This window comes from Nocardioides sp. NPDC006303 (genome assembly GCF_040613175.1).
Classification (GTDB): Bacteria; Actinomycetota; Actinomycetes; order Propionibacteriales; family Nocardioidaceae; genus Nocardioides.
Window position 1 is genome coordinate 16,193 of record NZ_JBEXRR010000057.1, and the last position, 15,333, is coordinate 31,525.

The 15,333-nt window shown below is 69.2% G+C and carries 14 protein-coding genes; 11 read left to right on the forward strand and 3 right to left on the reverse strand.

Going from position 1 to position 15,333, the window contains the following annotated elements:
* Nucleotides 1–119: 119 nt before the first annotated feature.
* Entirely contained in the window at nucleotides 120–641 is a 522-nt protein-coding gene (locus ABZY89_RS27325) for a GNAT family protein (RefSeq protein ID WP_355232341.1), read from the forward strand.
* A gap of 305 nt (nucleotides 642–946) precedes the next feature.
* Here ABZY89_RS27325 and arfB read toward each other — a convergent pair whose 3' ends face one another.
* Both arfB and ABZY89_RS27335 read right to left on the reverse strand, forming a co-directional pair.
* On the reverse strand, nucleotides 947–1,372 hold the full coding sequence (gene arfB / locus ABZY89_RS27330; protein WP_355232343.1) for an alternative ribosome rescue aminoacyl-tRNA hydrolase ArfB: 426 nt from the start codon (nucleotides 1,370–1,372) through the stop codon (nucleotides 947–949).
* A 23-nt stretch (nucleotides 1,373–1,395) separates the two neighbouring features.
* The gene (locus ABZY89_RS27335) at nucleotides 1,396–2,427 is read right to left on the reverse strand and encodes a LacI family DNA-binding transcriptional regulator (protein ID WP_355232345.1); all 1,032 of its coding nucleotides are present in this window, start codon (nucleotides 2,425–2,427) and stop codon (nucleotides 1,396–1,398) included.
* 104 nt (nucleotides 2,428–2,531) lie between these two features.
* Between ABZY89_RS27335 and ABZY89_RS27340 the strand changes: the two genes are divergently transcribed.
* Genes ABZY89_RS27340 through ABZY89_RS27370 form a run of 7 tightly spaced genes read left to right on the forward strand, consistent with a single transcriptional unit; the run spans nucleotide 2,532 to nucleotide 10,297 of the window.
* Entirely contained in the window at nucleotides 2,532–3,773 is a 1,242-nt protein-coding gene (locus tag ABZY89_RS27340; RefSeq protein ID WP_355232347.1) for an amino acid ABC transporter substrate-binding protein, read from the forward strand.
* Nucleotides 3,774–3,777: 4 nt separating this feature from the next.
* Complete coding sequence (locus ABZY89_RS27345) at nucleotides 3,778–4,662, forward strand: branched-chain amino acid ABC transporter permease (protein WP_355232349.1); 885 nt, start codon at nucleotides 3,778–3,780, stop codon at nucleotides 4,660–4,662.
* A gap of 40 nt (nucleotides 4,663–4,702) precedes the next feature.
* Nucleotides 4,703–5,722, forward strand: a complete 1,020-nt coding sequence (locus ABZY89_RS27350; protein ID WP_355232350.1) for a branched-chain amino acid ABC transporter permease — start codon at nucleotides 4,703–4,705, stop codon at nucleotides 5,720–5,722.
* Nucleotides 5,719–6,465, forward strand: a complete 747-nt coding sequence (locus tag ABZY89_RS27355; RefSeq protein WP_355232351.1) for an ABC transporter ATP-binding protein — start codon at nucleotides 5,719–5,721, stop codon at nucleotides 6,463–6,465. Before ABZY89_RS27350 ends, ABZY89_RS27355 begins: the two co-directional genes overlap by 4 nt.
* A complete protein-coding gene (locus tag ABZY89_RS27360) occupies nucleotides 6,458–7,216 on the forward strand; it encodes an ABC transporter ATP-binding protein (RefSeq protein ID WP_355232352.1) in 759 nt (252 codons plus the stop codon). The genes ABZY89_RS27355 and ABZY89_RS27360 overlap by 8 nt, the downstream gene beginning before the upstream one ends.
* Before the next feature lie 35 nt (nucleotides 7,217–7,251).
* Complete coding sequence (locus ABZY89_RS27365; RefSeq protein WP_355232353.1) at nucleotides 7,252–7,956, forward strand: hypothetical protein; 705 nt, start codon at nucleotides 7,252–7,254, stop codon at nucleotides 7,954–7,956.
* 25 nt (nucleotides 7,957–7,981) lie between these two features.
* The gene (locus ABZY89_RS27370) at nucleotides 7,982–10,297 is read left to right on the forward strand and encodes a PQQ-dependent sugar dehydrogenase (protein ID WP_355232354.1); all 2,316 of its coding nucleotides are present in this window, start codon (nucleotides 7,982–7,984) and stop codon (nucleotides 10,295–10,297) included.
* Nucleotides 10,298–10,321: 24 nt separating this feature from the next.
* Here ABZY89_RS27370 and ABZY89_RS27375 read toward each other — a convergent pair whose 3' ends face one another.
* Complete coding sequence (locus ABZY89_RS27375; protein WP_355232355.1) at nucleotides 10,322–11,005, reverse strand: GTP pyrophosphokinase family protein; 684 nt, start codon at nucleotides 11,003–11,005, stop codon at nucleotides 10,322–10,324.
* 232 nt (nucleotides 11,006–11,237) lie between these two features.
* On the opposite strand from ABZY89_RS27375, the gene ABZY89_RS27380 reads away from it, so the two are divergent.
* The 3 genes from ABZY89_RS27380 (at nucleotide 11,238) to ABZY89_RS27390 (ending at nucleotide 15,277) form a co-directional block, all read left to right on the forward strand.
* On the forward strand, nucleotides 11,238–12,893 hold the full coding sequence (locus tag ABZY89_RS27380) for an enoyl-CoA hydratase-related protein (protein WP_355232356.1): 1,656 nt from the start codon (nucleotides 11,238–11,240) through the stop codon (nucleotides 12,891–12,893).
* 75 nt (nucleotides 12,894–12,968) lie between these two features.
* Nucleotides 12,969–14,117 (forward strand): phosphotransferase family protein, encoded by a 1,149-nt coding sequence (locus ABZY89_RS27385; protein ID WP_355232357.1) that lies wholly within the window; start codon nucleotides 12,969–12,971, stop codon nucleotides 14,115–14,117.
* Nucleotides 14,114–15,277: a hypothetical protein gene (locus ABZY89_RS27390; protein WP_355232358.1), complete on the forward strand. Its 1,164-nt coding sequence runs from the start codon at nucleotides 14,114–14,116 to the stop codon at nucleotides 15,275–15,277. The genes ABZY89_RS27385 and ABZY89_RS27390 overlap by 4 nt, the downstream gene beginning before the upstream one ends.
* Nucleotides 15,278–15,333 lie beyond the last annotated feature (56 nt).

Genomic DNA, 15,333 nt, shown 5'->3' on the forward strand with positions numbered 1-15,333 from the left:
TGTGCACCTGAGCAGTGCTCGCCGAGGCCTGGATCGTGCATGTGCACGATTGGTGCATTCGAGTTGTCGGTGTCGGTGCACCGATCGTGCACCGCAGACCGGTGTATATGGTGTGCCCTATGAGGAACGACGGGTTTCGGCTCCGCGAGTGGGAGGAGTCGGACGCGGAGGTCCTGCTCGCTGCGTACGCCGGCGCTGGGATGGAGACCGAGCGGCCGGCGGACGTGGCCACGGTCGAGGATGCCGAGCGTTTGATTGCCGGGTGGGCTGAGGACGCGGTCGCGGACAGGGGTTACACCTTCGCGGTCGTCGACGGAGCGGACATCCTCGGGCAGATGCGGGTCACCACCCAGCTGCGGGTCCACAGCATCGGCTGGATCTCCTACTGGACCCTCGAGAAGCATCGCGGACGAGGTGTCGGCAGCACCGGCCTGAAGCTGCTGGCCAGGCACTGCTTCGACGAGCTCGACATCTTCCGCCTCGAGACCGGCCACCAGATCGACAACCCCGGGTCGTGCCGTGTCGCCACCGCGGCGGGCTTCCTCGTCGAGGGCCGCGAACGCCAGAAGCTTCTCTACGACGGCGTCCGCTACGACACCGAGACCCACGCCCGCCTGGCCACCGACCCCGACCCCGCCTGACGCCGAGAGGGCGCGTACGTCGGCCGAGGCGTCACCTCGGTCGGCCGAGGCGTCACCCCGGTCGGCCGAAGCGTCGCTCCGGTTGGGCGAGACGTCACTTCGGTTGGGCGAACCGTCGCTCCGGCGAATCGAGATGTCCTTGGTGCCATCTCGCCCGACGTACGTGACGCTTCGGCCGACCCACGTGACGCCTCGGCTGACCTAGACGACGCCTCGGCCGACGTACGTGACCTTTCGGCCGGCGGGGCTGACGCTTCGCCCGGCGGGGGTGACGTCTCGGCCGACCGGGGTGACGGCTCGGGAGGTCAGTCTTGGATGCGGCCGCGGAGCTGTTTGGTCTGGCCGCGCTGGCGCTTGGCGTCGAGGCGGCGCTCCTTGGAGCCGCGGGTGGGCTTGGTGGGGCGGCGGGTGGGAGGTGGCGGGGCGAGGAGCTCGCGGATGCGGAGGGCCAGACGCTCGCGTGCGGCGATGCGGTTGCGGTGCTGGGAGCGCTGCTCGTGGGAGACGACGACGAGCGGTCCGGAGGAACGGGCGAGGAGGCGGGCAAGCTGGCGCTCGTCGAGGGCGGCTGACGCGGCCGGGTCCCAGGAGAGCTCGACGCGGGAGTCGGTGGTGTTGACCGACTGCCCGCCGGGGCCGGGGGAGCGGGAGAAGCGTTCGACGAGCTCGGTGTCGGGGATGACGAGACCCTCAGGCAGCCCAGGGCCCGGTGGTACTCGAAGATCCTTCACTCGAAGAACCCTAGACCGCGGGTCTACCGAGCGGCGGGCCCGGTCGAGTCGCGCACCACGAGTTCGGCGGGGACCCGCTGCCGTCGGGCGCGTGAGCCAGGCTCCTTCAACGCCAGCGTCAGCGCCCGGGCGCCCATCTCGGCCATCGGTAGGCGGACGGTGGTGAGCCCGGGGGAGAGGTCCTGGGCGACGGCGACGTCATCGAACCCGCTGACCGAGACCTCGCCGGGCACCGAGACCCCGGAGCTGCGCAGCTGCGAGAGGCACCCGATGGCCATGTCGTCGTTGAGGGCGATGACAGCGGTCGTACGCGGGTGGTCGGCGAGCATCCGGCGGATGCACTCGCGCCCGCCCTCGCGGGTGAACGGCCCCTCGAGGACAGGTACGTCGCGAGCGTCGAGCCCCGCCGCATCGAGTGCGTCGCGCACCCCCTCGAGGCGGTCGGCGACGGTGGTCAGCTCCAGGGTGCCCGAGACGACCACGATGCGCCGGTGACCCAGGCCGAGGATGTGCTCGGCGACGGCGCGGCCGCCCGGGCGGTTGTCGGGCAGCACGCTGTCGACCCCGAGGTGGTGGCGGCCGACGACGGCGACCCGGCCGCCTGCCTCCGTGTAGCGCTGCACCTCGAACCGCATCGGCGCCTCGACCGAGGCGTCCACGAAGCCCGACCCCGCGATCAAGATCGCGCCGACGCGGTTGGCCACCAGGCTGCGTACCTGCTCGACCTCGGCCTCGGGGTCGCGGCCGGTGTGGCAGATCTGGACGGTGCGCCCGTGTTCGGCGGCGAGGCTGAGCACGCCGCTGGCGATCTCGGAGAAGTAGGGGTCGCCGATCTCGTGCACGACGAGCCCGATGGTGGCGGTCGATCCGCTGGCGAGCGAGCGGGCATGGAGATTGGCGACATAGCCGAGCTCGCGTGCCGCCTGGCGGACCTTCTCGGCCACCGAGTCGCTGACCCCGGGGGTTCCGGAGAGCGCGCGGGAGGCGGTTGCGATAGAGACGCCGGATGCATGCGCGACGTCGATCAGGCGGGGGGAGCTGTTGGTTCGGACCATCGATGCCCCTTGTCGTCAGGAATGTGACTCTTGCCACACTAAGCGAGAGTGGGTAACGTCATCGTAAACGCTTACGTAAGCGCTTTCGTAGAGGAGACCCACAGATGCGCTTCACGAAGACCCCCACCGCGAGCAAGCGGTTCAGAGCAACCCTGGCTGCCGCGGCGGCCGTGACTCTCGCCTCCACCCTCGCCGCATGTGGCGCCGCCGACGAAGGAGGCGGTGACGACGAGATCGTGATCGGCATCTCGCTGCCCCTGACCGGTGACTTCAGCGAGCCCGGCAAGGGCATCCAGCGCGGATACGAGGCCTGGGCCGAATACGTCAACGCCAACGGCGGCCTGCTCGGCCGCGACGTACGACTGGAGATGCTCGATGACCAGTCCAGCGCCGAGCGTGTCGCCGCCGACTACGAGAAGCTGATCAACCAGGAGCAGGTCGACCTGGTCGTCGGTCCGTTCTCCACCCGCCTGGTGATCCCGGCCGCCCAGGTCGCCCAGGACTACGGCTACCTCTTCGTCGAGCCCGCCGGCGCGGCGCCCGAGGTCTTCGAGGAGGGGTTCGACAACCTCTTCTACGCCGCGCCCGCGGTCGCCGACGACCACTACAAGCTCCTTGCCGAGCACATCCTGGCGATGCCGGAGGCCGAGCGCCCCAAGACCGCGGCGTACGCCTCGATGGACGACCCGTTCGCCCAGGGCACCGCCTACGGCCTCAAGGAAGCGCTGGAGGAGGGCGGCGTCAAGACCGTCGTGGACGAGGTCTACCCGCCCAACACCACCGACTTCAGCAGCATCGCGGCCAAGATCGCCGACAGCAAGGCCGACATGGTCGTGGGCGGCAGCCAGTACCAGGACGGTGTCAACCTGATCGTCGCGCTGCAGCAGCTCAACTACCAGCCCAAGCTGGCCGCGTTCTCGACCGCGCCGACCGAGACCGAGTTCGCCGAGGCGATCGGCGACAAGACGCAGGGCATCATCGCGCCGACCGGCTACACCACGAAGGCGGACTACCCCGAGAACCAGGAGTTCGTGAAGTTCTACGAGGAGAAGCACGGCGAGGCGCCCGGTGAGGACGAGGCCAACGCCTGGACCACGGGTCAGGTCGTCGCGGCAGCGGTCGAGGCGGTCGAGTGCGCCGAGCCAGACCCCGACTGCCAGTCCAAGCTGATCGACTGGTTGCACGAGAACGAGGTCGAGACCGTCGTCGGGCCGCTGAGCTGGGACGACAAGGGTCGCCCGCAGAGCGCCCACATGATCCAGCAGTGGGTGGACGGCGAGATCAAGATCGTCCTGCCCGAGGACCAGGCCGAGGCCGAGTTCATCTACCCGAAGCCGGCGTGGTGAGTCGATGTCAGGACCACTCCTTCTGCAGAGCCTGATCCTGGGGCTGCTGCTCGGAGGCCTCTATGCCCTGCTCGCCGCCGGCCTGACGCTCTACTTCGGCGTCATGCGGGTCGTGATGATCGCCCACTCCGCGTTCCTGATCCTGGCTGCGTACCTGGCCTGGTTCTTCACCACGCAGACCGGGCTCGACCCGCTGCTCTCGCTGATCATCACCGTGCCGCTCTTCTTCGCGGCCGGCTATGGGATGCAGCGGGCGCTGCTCTCCCGGCTGCGGCCGGCGACGCTGACGATGATGTCGGTGCTGCTGACCTTCGCGATCGCGCTGGTCATCGAGGGCGGCCTCGGCTACCTCTTCTCCGGCACCCAGCGGCGGATCCAGCTCGGCTACTCGAGCGCGAGCCTGGAGCTGTGGGGCGCGCGGATCGCGGTGGTGAAGCTGGTCGCCTTCGGGCTGGCCGCGGTCTCGCTCCTGGCGCTCTACCTGCTGCTCAAGAAGACCCGCTTCGGGCAGGCGCTCCGCGCCACGATCCAGCACCGTGAGGCCGCCCAGCTGCTCGGCATCGACACCGACCGGATCGCCGGCTTCGGCTTCGGGCTCGGCCTGGCGACCGCGGCGGTCGGTGGCACCGCACTCGCGCTCGACGCCACCATCTATCCCTCGCTGCACTGGCACTGGATCGGACCGCTGATGGCGATCATCGTGATCGGTGGCCTCGGCAGCATCCCCGGCGCCGCGGTCGCGGCGATGGTCCTCGGGGTGACCCAGAGCCTGCTGCAGATCCCGATGGGCACCACCTGGGCGCAGACGGTCTTCTACCTCGCCCTCTTCGCCACCCTCATGTTCCGCCCCCAGGGATTCTTCGGAGGTCGCCTTGCTCAGCGCTTCTAAGCACAGAGAAAGCCGTACGCATCCGGGTCGCTCCGTCCTGGTGACGAAGCTCGTCGCGGCAGCCGTCGCGCTGGGCCTCGTGCTCGCCTTCCCGGCGCTCGCGCCGGACCCGTTCATCCTGTCGGTGGGCGTGGTGATCGCCAGCTACGCCGCGCTCGCGGTGGCGTGGAACTTCGTCGGCGGGCTGACCGGCTACATCTCGCTGGGACATGCCGCCTACGCCGGGCTGGGTGGCTACGGCACCGCGCTGCTGATCACCGAGGCCGGGGTGAACCCGTGGGTCTCGATGGTCCTCGCGGCCGTGCTCGTGGGCCTGGCGGCGGTGCCGATCGGGATCGCGTCGCTGCGGGTCCGGGGCGCCTCGTTCGTGATCGTCTCGATCGCACTGGTGCTCATCCTGCTGCTGGTCGCGCAGAGCTGGTCCGACGTGACCGGCGGGTCCAACGGGCTGCGGGTGCCGCGGCCGTTCGGCACCGACGTACTCCGGCCCGAGCAGCACGAGCGGTTCTTCTATCTGTTCGTGGCGCTGACGCTGGTCGCCCTGGTGCTGTGGTGGGTGATCGACCGGTCGCGGCTCGGCACCGGGCTCAAGGCGATCCGGGAGGACGAGGACAAGGCCCAGGCGCTGGGCGTGCCCACGTTCGCCTACAAGCTGGTCGTCTTCGTCGTCTCGGCGTTCATGACGGCGATGGCGGGTGGGATGTACGCCCTCTGGTTCGGCTCGCTCGACCCGATCTTCCAGTTCTCGATCCTGACCGGCTCCTATCTGGTGCTGATGTCGCTGCTCGGCGGCGTACGCAGCCTGCTCGGTCCGGTCGTCGGCGCGGTGATCGTGGGCTATGCGGTCGAGTTCTTCAAGAACCAGTACGGCGACACCCAGCTGCACCTGGTCGCGCTCGGTCTGCTGCTCGCCCTGGTCGTGCTCTTCATGCCCGACGGGGTCATCCCCTGGCTGACCGCGCAGTTCGACCGGTTCCGACCCGGCGACACCTCGATCCGCGAGGTCGATGCCGCCCAGCTGGCCGAGGAGCGCAAGGCGCTCGAGGAGACGAAGTCATGAGCGCAGCGAACGAGCAGTTCCTGACGACCCAGAACCTGACCAAGGCGTTCGGCGGCGTACGCGCTGTGGACGACGCCACGGTCAGCTTCCAGGAGGGCAAGATCAACGCCCTGATCGGCCCTAACGGGTCGGGCAAGACCACGTTCTTCAACTGCGTGACCGGGATGATCCGGCCCGACTCGGGGACCGTGACCTACCAAGCCAGCAATGTCACCGGCCACGCGCCACATCGCATTGCCAGGGCCGGGCTCGGGCGCAGCTTCCAGCTGTGCCGGATCTTCCCGCGGATGACGGTGCTCGACAACGTGCTGGCCGGGGTGCGGTCCACGGGGCTGGTCCACCGGCTGCGCGGAGCGCACAACCCCGACGACATCGCCCGGGCGCGGGAGCTGCTGGCCCGGGTCGGCATCGAGCACCTCGAGCGCAGCGAGGCCCGCGACATCTCCTACGGGCAGCAGAAGCTGCTCGAGCTCGCCGGGGTGCTGATGGCAGAGCCCGACACGATCATGCTCGACGAGCCCGCCGGCGGCGTGAACCCGGCCCTGATCGGCCGGATCGCCACGCTCGTGCGCGAGCTCAACGCCGAGGGCCGCACCTTCGTCATCGTCGAGCACAACATGGAGCTGGTGATGAGCCTCTCCGACCATGTCGTGGTCTTCGACCGCGGCCGCCCGATCGCCTCCGGTGCGCCGGCGGACGTGCAGAACGACCCACGAGTCCTGGAGGCCTACCTTGGTGTCTGAACCTCTTCTCGAGCTGAGCGACATCGAGGCCGGCTACGGTCGTGCGGCGCTGGTGCTGCGAGGCCTCACCGTCATCGTTCCCGCAGGTCAGATCGTCTGTCTCGTCGGCCCGAACGGAGCCGGCAAGTCCACCGTGCTCAAGGTCGCCAGCGGCATGCTGACGCCACGCTCGGGGACCATCACCGTCGACGGCGTCGACGTCACCCGCAACGGGCCGCAGCAGATGCTCCGCGCGGGCATGGCCCACGTCCTCCAGGGCCACTCCGTCTTCAAGGAGATGACCGTGGCCGAGAACGTCGGCCTGGGTGCCTACACGGTGCGCGACGCGGCTGCGATCCAGGAGCGGACCGACTTCGTGAAGACGCTCTTCCCGGTCGTCGCCGAGCGATGGAACGCCCTCGCCGGCGCGCTCTCGGGCGGCCAGCAGAAGCAGGTCGAGTTCGCCCGCTCGCTGATGGTGAGCCCGAAGGTGGTGCTGCTCGACGAGCCCAGCATGGGCCTGGACCCGAAGACGACGGCGACCGTGTTCGAGCAGGTCGTACGCATGCGGGACGCCGGTCTGGCGGTCCTGCTCGTCGAGCAGAACGCCCGGCGGGCCCTGGAGTCGGCGGACCTGGGGTGCGTACTCGATCTGGGGAAGGTGCACATCGCAGGGGCCGCTGCCGACCTGCTCGCCGATCCGCGCATGGCCGAGCTCTATCTCGGGGGAGCCGCAACAACCTCAGCAGGGACCACCGACGGTCCCGATTAGGGGAAGGGAAAGCAACCATGAGTTGGAACAGGAGATTGACGCTGAACCGAATTGTGGGGCGAGGCGTACGCGCCGGTGTGGTCGCCCTCGCAGTGGCCCTGGCCGCTCCGCTCGCCGGAGCACAGGCCCATACGACCGATGGACCCGGCCTGGCCGTGGTCAAGCCCAGGGCGAGCCTCGCTGACTGGGATCCGGTCACGGAGGACAAATGGGCCTTCGAGGGCGGCCAGGTCATCCTGACCGAGCCCGGGACGGCACAGCCCGGCCCGCGGCGCCCCTTCGAGTACGCCGTGGTGACCAAGGGTCCCCAGCTCGGCTCGCTGACCTACCGTGCCGAGGTCCGCATCGACGAGGCCGTCGAGGTCACCAACCGCGACGTGATCCTGGTCTGGAACTACCAGTCCCCGACGCGCTTCTACTACGCCCACCTCTCGACCGACAACACCATCTACCCCCACAACGGCATCTTCGTGGTCAACGACGCCGACCGGCTGCGCATCGACCACCAGTGGAACGGCACCGTCGGCGCCGCGCCGTCGATCACCGACGCCGAGTGGCACGACGTACATCTCGACTACAACGCCCGCACGGGCGCGATCGCGGTCTATCTCGACGGTGCCGACGAGCCCCGGATGACCGCCACCGACACCACCTTCACCGGAGGCCGGTTCGGCTTCGGTTCCTTCGACAACTTCGGCCGCATCCGTGACGTCACTGTCGCTGGCCTCCGTCATCGCTGAACCTCGGTAAGGAGAGAACACACCCATGGGAACCTCACGTCTATGGGGCGGTCTCGCGGTGGGCGCCATGCTCGCCGCGCTACTCACCCCCACACTCTCTGCCAACGCCGCCATCCCCGGCAGCGAGCCCGTCCCTGACCCCATCCCCGAACAGCCCGTACGCAGCAGCCTCGGCCTCGTGCTCCAGGAGGTCGCACAGCTTCCCAAGACCGAGCCCTACCCCGCTCCGACCGACCAGCGCCTGGTCCGTCAGAACCGCATCAACTTCATCGGCGAGGTCCCCGACGGCTCGGGCCGGATGTACGTCCCCGACCTCAACGGGCCGATGTATCTGCTCGAGGGCGGACAGCAGCACGAGTACCTCAACCTCCGGGACCACTTCGTCGACTTCTGGTCCGGTGCCGGGCTGGGCAGCGGGGCCGGGTTCATCACGTTCCACCCCGAGTTCGAGACGAACGGGCTCTTCTACACCACCCACACCGAGCGCTTCGGCGGCTTCGCCAAGACGCCAACCTTCCCGTCGCAGACCAACCCCGGCTCCGGGCGCACGGTCAGCGTCGTCACCGAGTGGGATGCCACCGACCCTGCGGCCGACACCTTCGAGGGCACCAGCCGTGAGGTGATGCGGATCGACTTCGCCGGTCAGATCCACGCCATCCAGCAGATCGACTTCAACACCACCGCCGTCCCCGGTGACGAGGACTACGGGCTGCTCTACATCGCCTCGGGCGACGGCGGCAACGGCGTCCGGAGCGACGACCCGCAGAACCTCGGCAACCCGTTCGGCAAGATCCTGCGGATCGACCCGCTCGCTCGCGACGGGCGCAACGGCGCGTACGGGGTCCCGGACAGCAACCCGTTCGTCGACCGGGAGGGCGCGATCGGCGAGATCTGGGCGTACGGCATGCGCGACCCGCACAGGTTCTCCTGGGACGTCGAGAAGGGCACCCTCCTGCTCGGCCACATCGGCCAGCACGCGATCGAGGGCGTCTACGACGTACGCGCCGGGGACAACCTCGGCTGGAGCGAGATCGAGGGCCGGCTGCTCTACGACAACACCGACGAGTGTGCCCTCTACACCGTCCCGGACGACTACGACATGTCCGGCTTCACCCTTCCGGTGGCTTCCTTCGACCACGACCCGCCGGCCAACTACTCCTGCACCTCCGACAGCGGCCACGCCGTCAGCGGCGGTGTCGTCTATCGCGGGCGGTTCGACGACCTGAAGGGCAAGTACGTCTTCGGCGACCTGGTCAACGGCGAGGTCTACTGGACCGATGCCAAGCAGATGCGCCGGGGGAGCAGCAGCGAGGCGACCCTGCACCAGATGCAGCTCTTCGACACCTCGGGCAAGCGGCTCTCCATGCAGGACTTCGTCGACGACCCGCGCGTCGACCTGCGCTTCGGCACCGACTCCCGCCGCAACCTCTACCTGCTGGCCAAGGCCAACGGGAAGATCTGGAAGGTCGTGAACACGGTGCATCGGCCCTGGCCGAGCGAGGTCGTGCCGTCGCTGCGCGAGGACCTGGTCAGCTACTACGACTTCGAGCACCCTTTCGCCCCGGGGTCGCGCGAGGAGGACCAGGGCTTCTCGCGGACGCTGCTGAACCAGGTCAACGGCGGCAACGCCATGCAGGTGCGCGACTCGGCCTACCGGACCAGCAACAACGCGCTGCAGACCCAGCAGCTGAACCCGGAGGTCAACGGCAACGACGACTGGAAGGCGGGGGTGTGGAACCAGAACGGCGTCGCGTCGCTGGCGCCGTTCGCGGGAGCCGAGCAGATCACCGTGGCCGGCTGGTTCAAGGTCGACATGGACGGGCCGGCGCTCAACTCGGTGACCGCCGATCCGACAGACCGGTTCAACGCGATCGGGCTCGCCGGGGTGCTCTCGGGGAACTCCGACGGCCATGGCGTACGTGCCCTGCTGGAGCTCATCAACGTCGACGGCACCCTGCGCCTGGTCGCGCTGGGACGCCGGCTCGACGAGGGGGCCTCGCAGACCTTCGCCGCCTCGGCGGACTGGCAGACCCTGCTGCCACGAGGTCAGTGGGTGCACCTGACGGCGACGTTCGACTACACCACGGGCAAGATGGCGCTCTACCGCAACGGCAAGGCCGTCGAGGGGTTCTACACCACCGCCGGTGACCCGTGGCAGGTCGACGGCACCGGCACCTCCGACACGTTGCCGCGCGGCTACAAGGTCGGCGGATCCTTCCCGCAGGACACCGTCGAGCGGAACCCCTGCAACTGCCGGATGGACTCGCTGATGTTCCTCGACCGGGCGATCACGCCGGACGAGGCGCGAGCCCAGTATCAGCGGTTCGTCAACGGCCGCTGATCCTGTCGGGGTCCACGGCCCGGTTCATCGAACCGGGCCGTGGACCTCGCTGCGTAGCCGGGCCATGGTGGCGTCGAGGTCGGCCGCGGTGCGGGCGGCGGCGCCGAGCTCGTCGCGCAGGGTCGTGGGGACGGTGCCGTCGTACTTGTAGTAGATCGAGTGCTCGACGCTGGCCCAGAAGTCCATCGCGATCGTGCGGATCTGCAGCTCGACCGGCACGTCCACGGCCCGGTCGGAGAGGTAGACCGGCACCTTGATGATCAGGTGGAGGCTGCGGTAGCCGTTGGCCTTCGGATCGGCGATGTAGTCCTCGACCTCGACCACGTCGACGTCGGACTGGCTGCCCAGCATCTCCATGATCCAGTAGACGTCGGAGACGAACGGGCACACGACCCTGATCCCGGCGATGTCGCGGATCTGCTGCTCGAGCGCCTCGAGGGTGAGCGGGCAGCCGATCTTGCGGGCCTTGGCGAGGAGGCTGTCGGGCGTCTTGAGCCGGGTGCGTACGTGCTCGATGGGGCTGTGGTCGTGAGCGTGCTCGAACTCCTCGCGCAGGATCGCGATCTTGGTCGAGACCTCGTCGATCGCGAACTTGTAGCGCATCCGGAACTTGGCCAGCTCGCGCGACATCTCACGGGTCATGTCGCTGCCACTCGTCTCGACGAGATCGATCAACCCGTTGATCGGGTTGTCGTCGACTGTTGTCATTGTCCCCTCCTGACAGAGCCATCTTTGCAGGCAGCGACAAGGCGCTCGCGCGGTGCCCGGCATGAGACCGGGGCGAGCGGCCCGGAGCTTACCGGGTATTCGGTCCCTCTTCTGGACACCGACGTGCAGTCGGCTGGGTGCGCTCGATACAGTGACACCCCTCGGGGGATAAATACCCCTCGGGGGATATGAGGTCTGTTCGGGCTACCTACGAGAAGGACACTTCCCCCACATGCGCATTCTTCTGCTCGTCTCCGCGTTCAACGGTCTTACCCAACGCGTCTGGTGCGATCTCAAAGAGGGCGGCCACGACGTCGGTGTCCTCCTGGCGCCGGTCCACGACGACTCCTCCCTGGTGGAGGCCGTCGAAGCGATCGACCCCGACCTGATCCTGTGCCCGTTCCTCAAGCACCGGGTGCCGGAGGCGGTCTGGGGTCGTTATCGAACAGTGGTGATCCACCCGGGCCCGGTCGGTGACCGGGGCCCGTCCTCGCTCGACCACGCCACCCTCGACGGGCGGGAGCGCTGGGGCGTGACCGCGCTGTCCGCCGTCGAGGAGATGGACGCCGGCCCGGTCTGGGCGACCGAGACCTTCGCGATGCCCGAGATTCCGATCGCGAAGAGCGCGCTCTACAACGGCCCGGTCGCCGATGCCGCGATGGACTGCGTCGCGGAGGTCCTCCGGATGGTCGCCGCGGGGGAGGCGCCGAAGCCTGCCGAGGAGTGGGCTGCCGAGGTCGAGGGCACCGGCGAGCTGCCGCTGCTGCGCCGTACGGCCTTCGAGATCGACTGGTCCGCGCCGGCCACCGAGATCGCCCGGCGGATCGCGGCGGCCGACGGTGCCCCGGGTGCGCCGGCGACCGTCGACGGGAAGGCGTACTGCCTCTTCGACGCCGCCACGACCCCGGAGGACCACGGCGACGTGGAGCCGGGCGCCATCGTCGGGGTCGACACCGACGCGGTTGCGATCGCGACCGGCGAGGGCACCCTGTGGGTCGGCTACGCCGCGACGCTCGAGAAGAAGCGCGGCCCCAAGCTTCCGGCGGCCTGGGTGCTCGACACCGGGCACGCGCCCTACCGGCGGATGCCGGACACGCTGGCCGAGACGACCTACGAGCGCGACGGCGACGTCGGCTACCTCACCCTCCGCTCCTACAGCGGCGCGATGCACACCCAGCAGTGCCGGCGGATGACCGATGCCGTCCGCAAGGCGCTCATCGAGGACACCAGGGTCCTGGTCGTACGCGGCACCGAGCACGCCTTCTCCAACGGCATCCACCTCGGCGTGATCGAGGCGGCGCAGGACCCGGCGGCCGAGGCCTGGGACAACATCCGCGCCATCGACGAGCTCTGCCTGGCGATCGCCGAGGCCGAGCAGCTGACCATCGCGGCGTTCACCGCCAACGCCGGCGCGGGCGGCGTGATGGCCGGCCTCTGTGCCGACATCACGGTCGCGCGTGCCGGTGTCGTGCTGAACCCCTACTACGACATGGGCATCTTCGGGTCTGAGCTGCACACCTGGGGCCTGCCGAGCCGGGTCGGCGCCGAGAAGGCCGACGAGCTGCTCGGCGCGAAGCTGCCGATCTCGGCGGCGGAGGCGGCGCGGATCGGCATGGTCAGCGATCTGGGTCCGCGCGACGCGGCGGAGTTCGACGGCTGGCTGCGCAACCTTGCGCAGAGCGTTGCCGAGCCCGAGGCGTACGTCCCGGCCCTGGCGGCCCGCGAGGCACGCCGTGCCTGCGCGATGCCGATGTCCTACTACCAGAGCATCGAGCTGGCCGAGATGGCCCGCGACATCTTCGACGACCGCTTCGGGTTCGCCGCGAAGCGGAAGGCGTTCGTCACCAAGGCCGCGCCGACCGAGACACCGGCGAAGATCCAGTTCTGATCGGTTGACAAACTAGAACGTGTTCCACCAACCTGGTGGTGTGTGACCTGACTCACACGCCACCAGGAGGAGCACGTGACCCAGGCGCCCCCACCGCCCGAGATGACCTTCCAGCGATCGGGCCGCGACCCTGCGGCGATCGGCGCGAGGCTGGAGCAGTGGCTGGCTACGGCGCTACCGCCCGGTGCCGACCCCGAGGTCGCCCTCATCGGAGGCATCGACGCCAACGGGCTCTCCAGCGAGACCGTCCTGCTCGATGTCACCTCGACCGTCGACGGGGAGAGGCAGACGAAGGCGTACGTCCTGCGGGTGGCGCCCCGCCCCGAGGACATCCCGGTCTTCGCGACCTATGACCTGCAGGCGCAGTACGACGCGATGCGCCTGGCCGGCTCGCTGTCTCCTGTGCCGGTGCCGGAGGTCGGCCTTGCCGAGATGAGCGGCTCGGTCCTGGGCACACCGTTCTTCCTGATGGAACGGGTCGAGGGAGTCGTCCCGCCCGACGTGATGCCCTACAACTTCGGCGACAGCTGGCTCTTCGACGCCTCGCCCGCGGACCGGGCGGCGCTTCAGAGGCGTTCGGTCGAGGTGCTCGCCGGGCTCCACTCGATCCCCAACGCCGCCTCGCGGTTCGCCTTCCTCGATCCGGCCGCGGCCGGTCATCCCGGCGAGACGCTGGTCGCCCGCAACCTGGCCAAGACCCGGGCCTGGTACGCCTTCGCCTCCACCGCCGAGGAATGGGGCGGCCGCTCGCCGCTGGTCGAGCGAGGTCTGGCCTGGCTCGAGACCCACCTCCCCGAGGACGCTGGCGAGCCCGTCCTGTGCTGGGGCGACGCGCGGATCGGCAACATCATCTACCGCGACTTCGCGCCGGTGGCGGTCCTCGACTGGGAGATGGTCAGTCTCGGGCCCCGCGAGATGGACGTGACCTGGATGATCTTCGCCCACCGCATCTTCGAGGACCTGGCCGCGATGCTGGAGCTGCCCGGGATGCCGGACTTCCTCACTGCGTCCGAGGTGCGAGAGGCGTATGCCGCGGCAACCGGTGGCGAGCTCGGCGACCTGACCTGGCACGAAATCCATGCGGCCGTCATGTGGGGGATCATCTACCTGCGGATCGCGGCGCGGCAGATCCACTTCGGTGAGATCGAGGCGCCCGAGGACCCGGAGTCGGTGCTCTACCACCGGGCGATGTTCGCGGCGATGCTGGACGAGGTCGGCGCATGAGCGTTCTGGGCGGGCACGGGGAGTACGTCGGTGTCGGGCCGCTCGACGAGTACCCGATCCACCAGCTCCCGCGCCCGGTGGCCTGGGCGGGGAGCAGCGACCGCAACTTCTACGACCGCTGCTACCTCAATGCCCACGACCGTACGGGCGACCTCTTCCTCATCTCCGGGATGGGGTTCTATCCCAACCTCGGCACCAAGGACGCGTACGTCCTGCTCCGCCGTGGCGACGAGCAGACCGCCGTTCACCTGGGCGACGGCGCCGACCCGCGGGGCGGCGACCGGCTGGAGCAGCGGGTCGGGGCGTACCGGATCGAGGTCTCGGAGCCGCTGCGGAAGCTCCGGCTGGTGATGGAGGAGACTCACGGGATCGCCCTGGACCTGCGATGGGAGGGCTCGTTCGAGGTGGTCCAGGAGCAGCCGCACGTGATGCGTCAGGGTGCGGCGACAGTGCTCGATGCGCAGCGGTTCGCGCAGGTCGGGACCTGGGAGGGGGTGATCGAGGTCGACGGCGAGACGATCGTCGTCGACCCCGACCGCTGGGTCGGCACCCGGGACCGGTCCTGGGGCATCCGCCCCTCCGGCGAGGGGTTGCCGCCAGGTAAGCCTGCCGACCCCGGGTTCGACGGGATGTGGTGGCTCTATGTGCCGCTGCGGTTCGACGAGTTCGCCGTCGTCCTGATCATCCAGGAGACCCCGGACGGTCATCGCACCCTCAACGACTGCACCCGTACCTTCGCCGACGGGCGGGTCGAGCAGCTCGGCTGGCCGCACGTCCGGATCCGTTACCAGGATGGAACGCGCCTCCCGGAGGGTGCGACGATCACGTGCACGACCCCGGCCGGGGAGCCGCTGGTGCTCGAGGTCTCCTCGCTGCTGGGCGTGCCGATCCATGTCGGTGGTGGCTACGGCGGCGACTCCGACTGGTCCCACGGAATCTGGAAGGGCGCCGGGTTCACCGAGCGGCTGACCTACGACATGAAAGCGCCCGACGTCGTCGGCCGGGTGCCGTTCGGCGTGATCGACCACGTCGGCCACGCGGTCGCGCGCGGTCCTGGGGTCGCGGATGCCGCTGGCGCTGTCGGCTGGGGCCTGTTCGAGCACGGTGTCCTCGGCCGGCACGACCCCTCCGGCTTCACCGACTGGCTCGACCGCGTCTGACCCATCCTGCCGAGACGTCGCTCCCGTCGGCCGAGATGGCAATCCATTGCCATCTC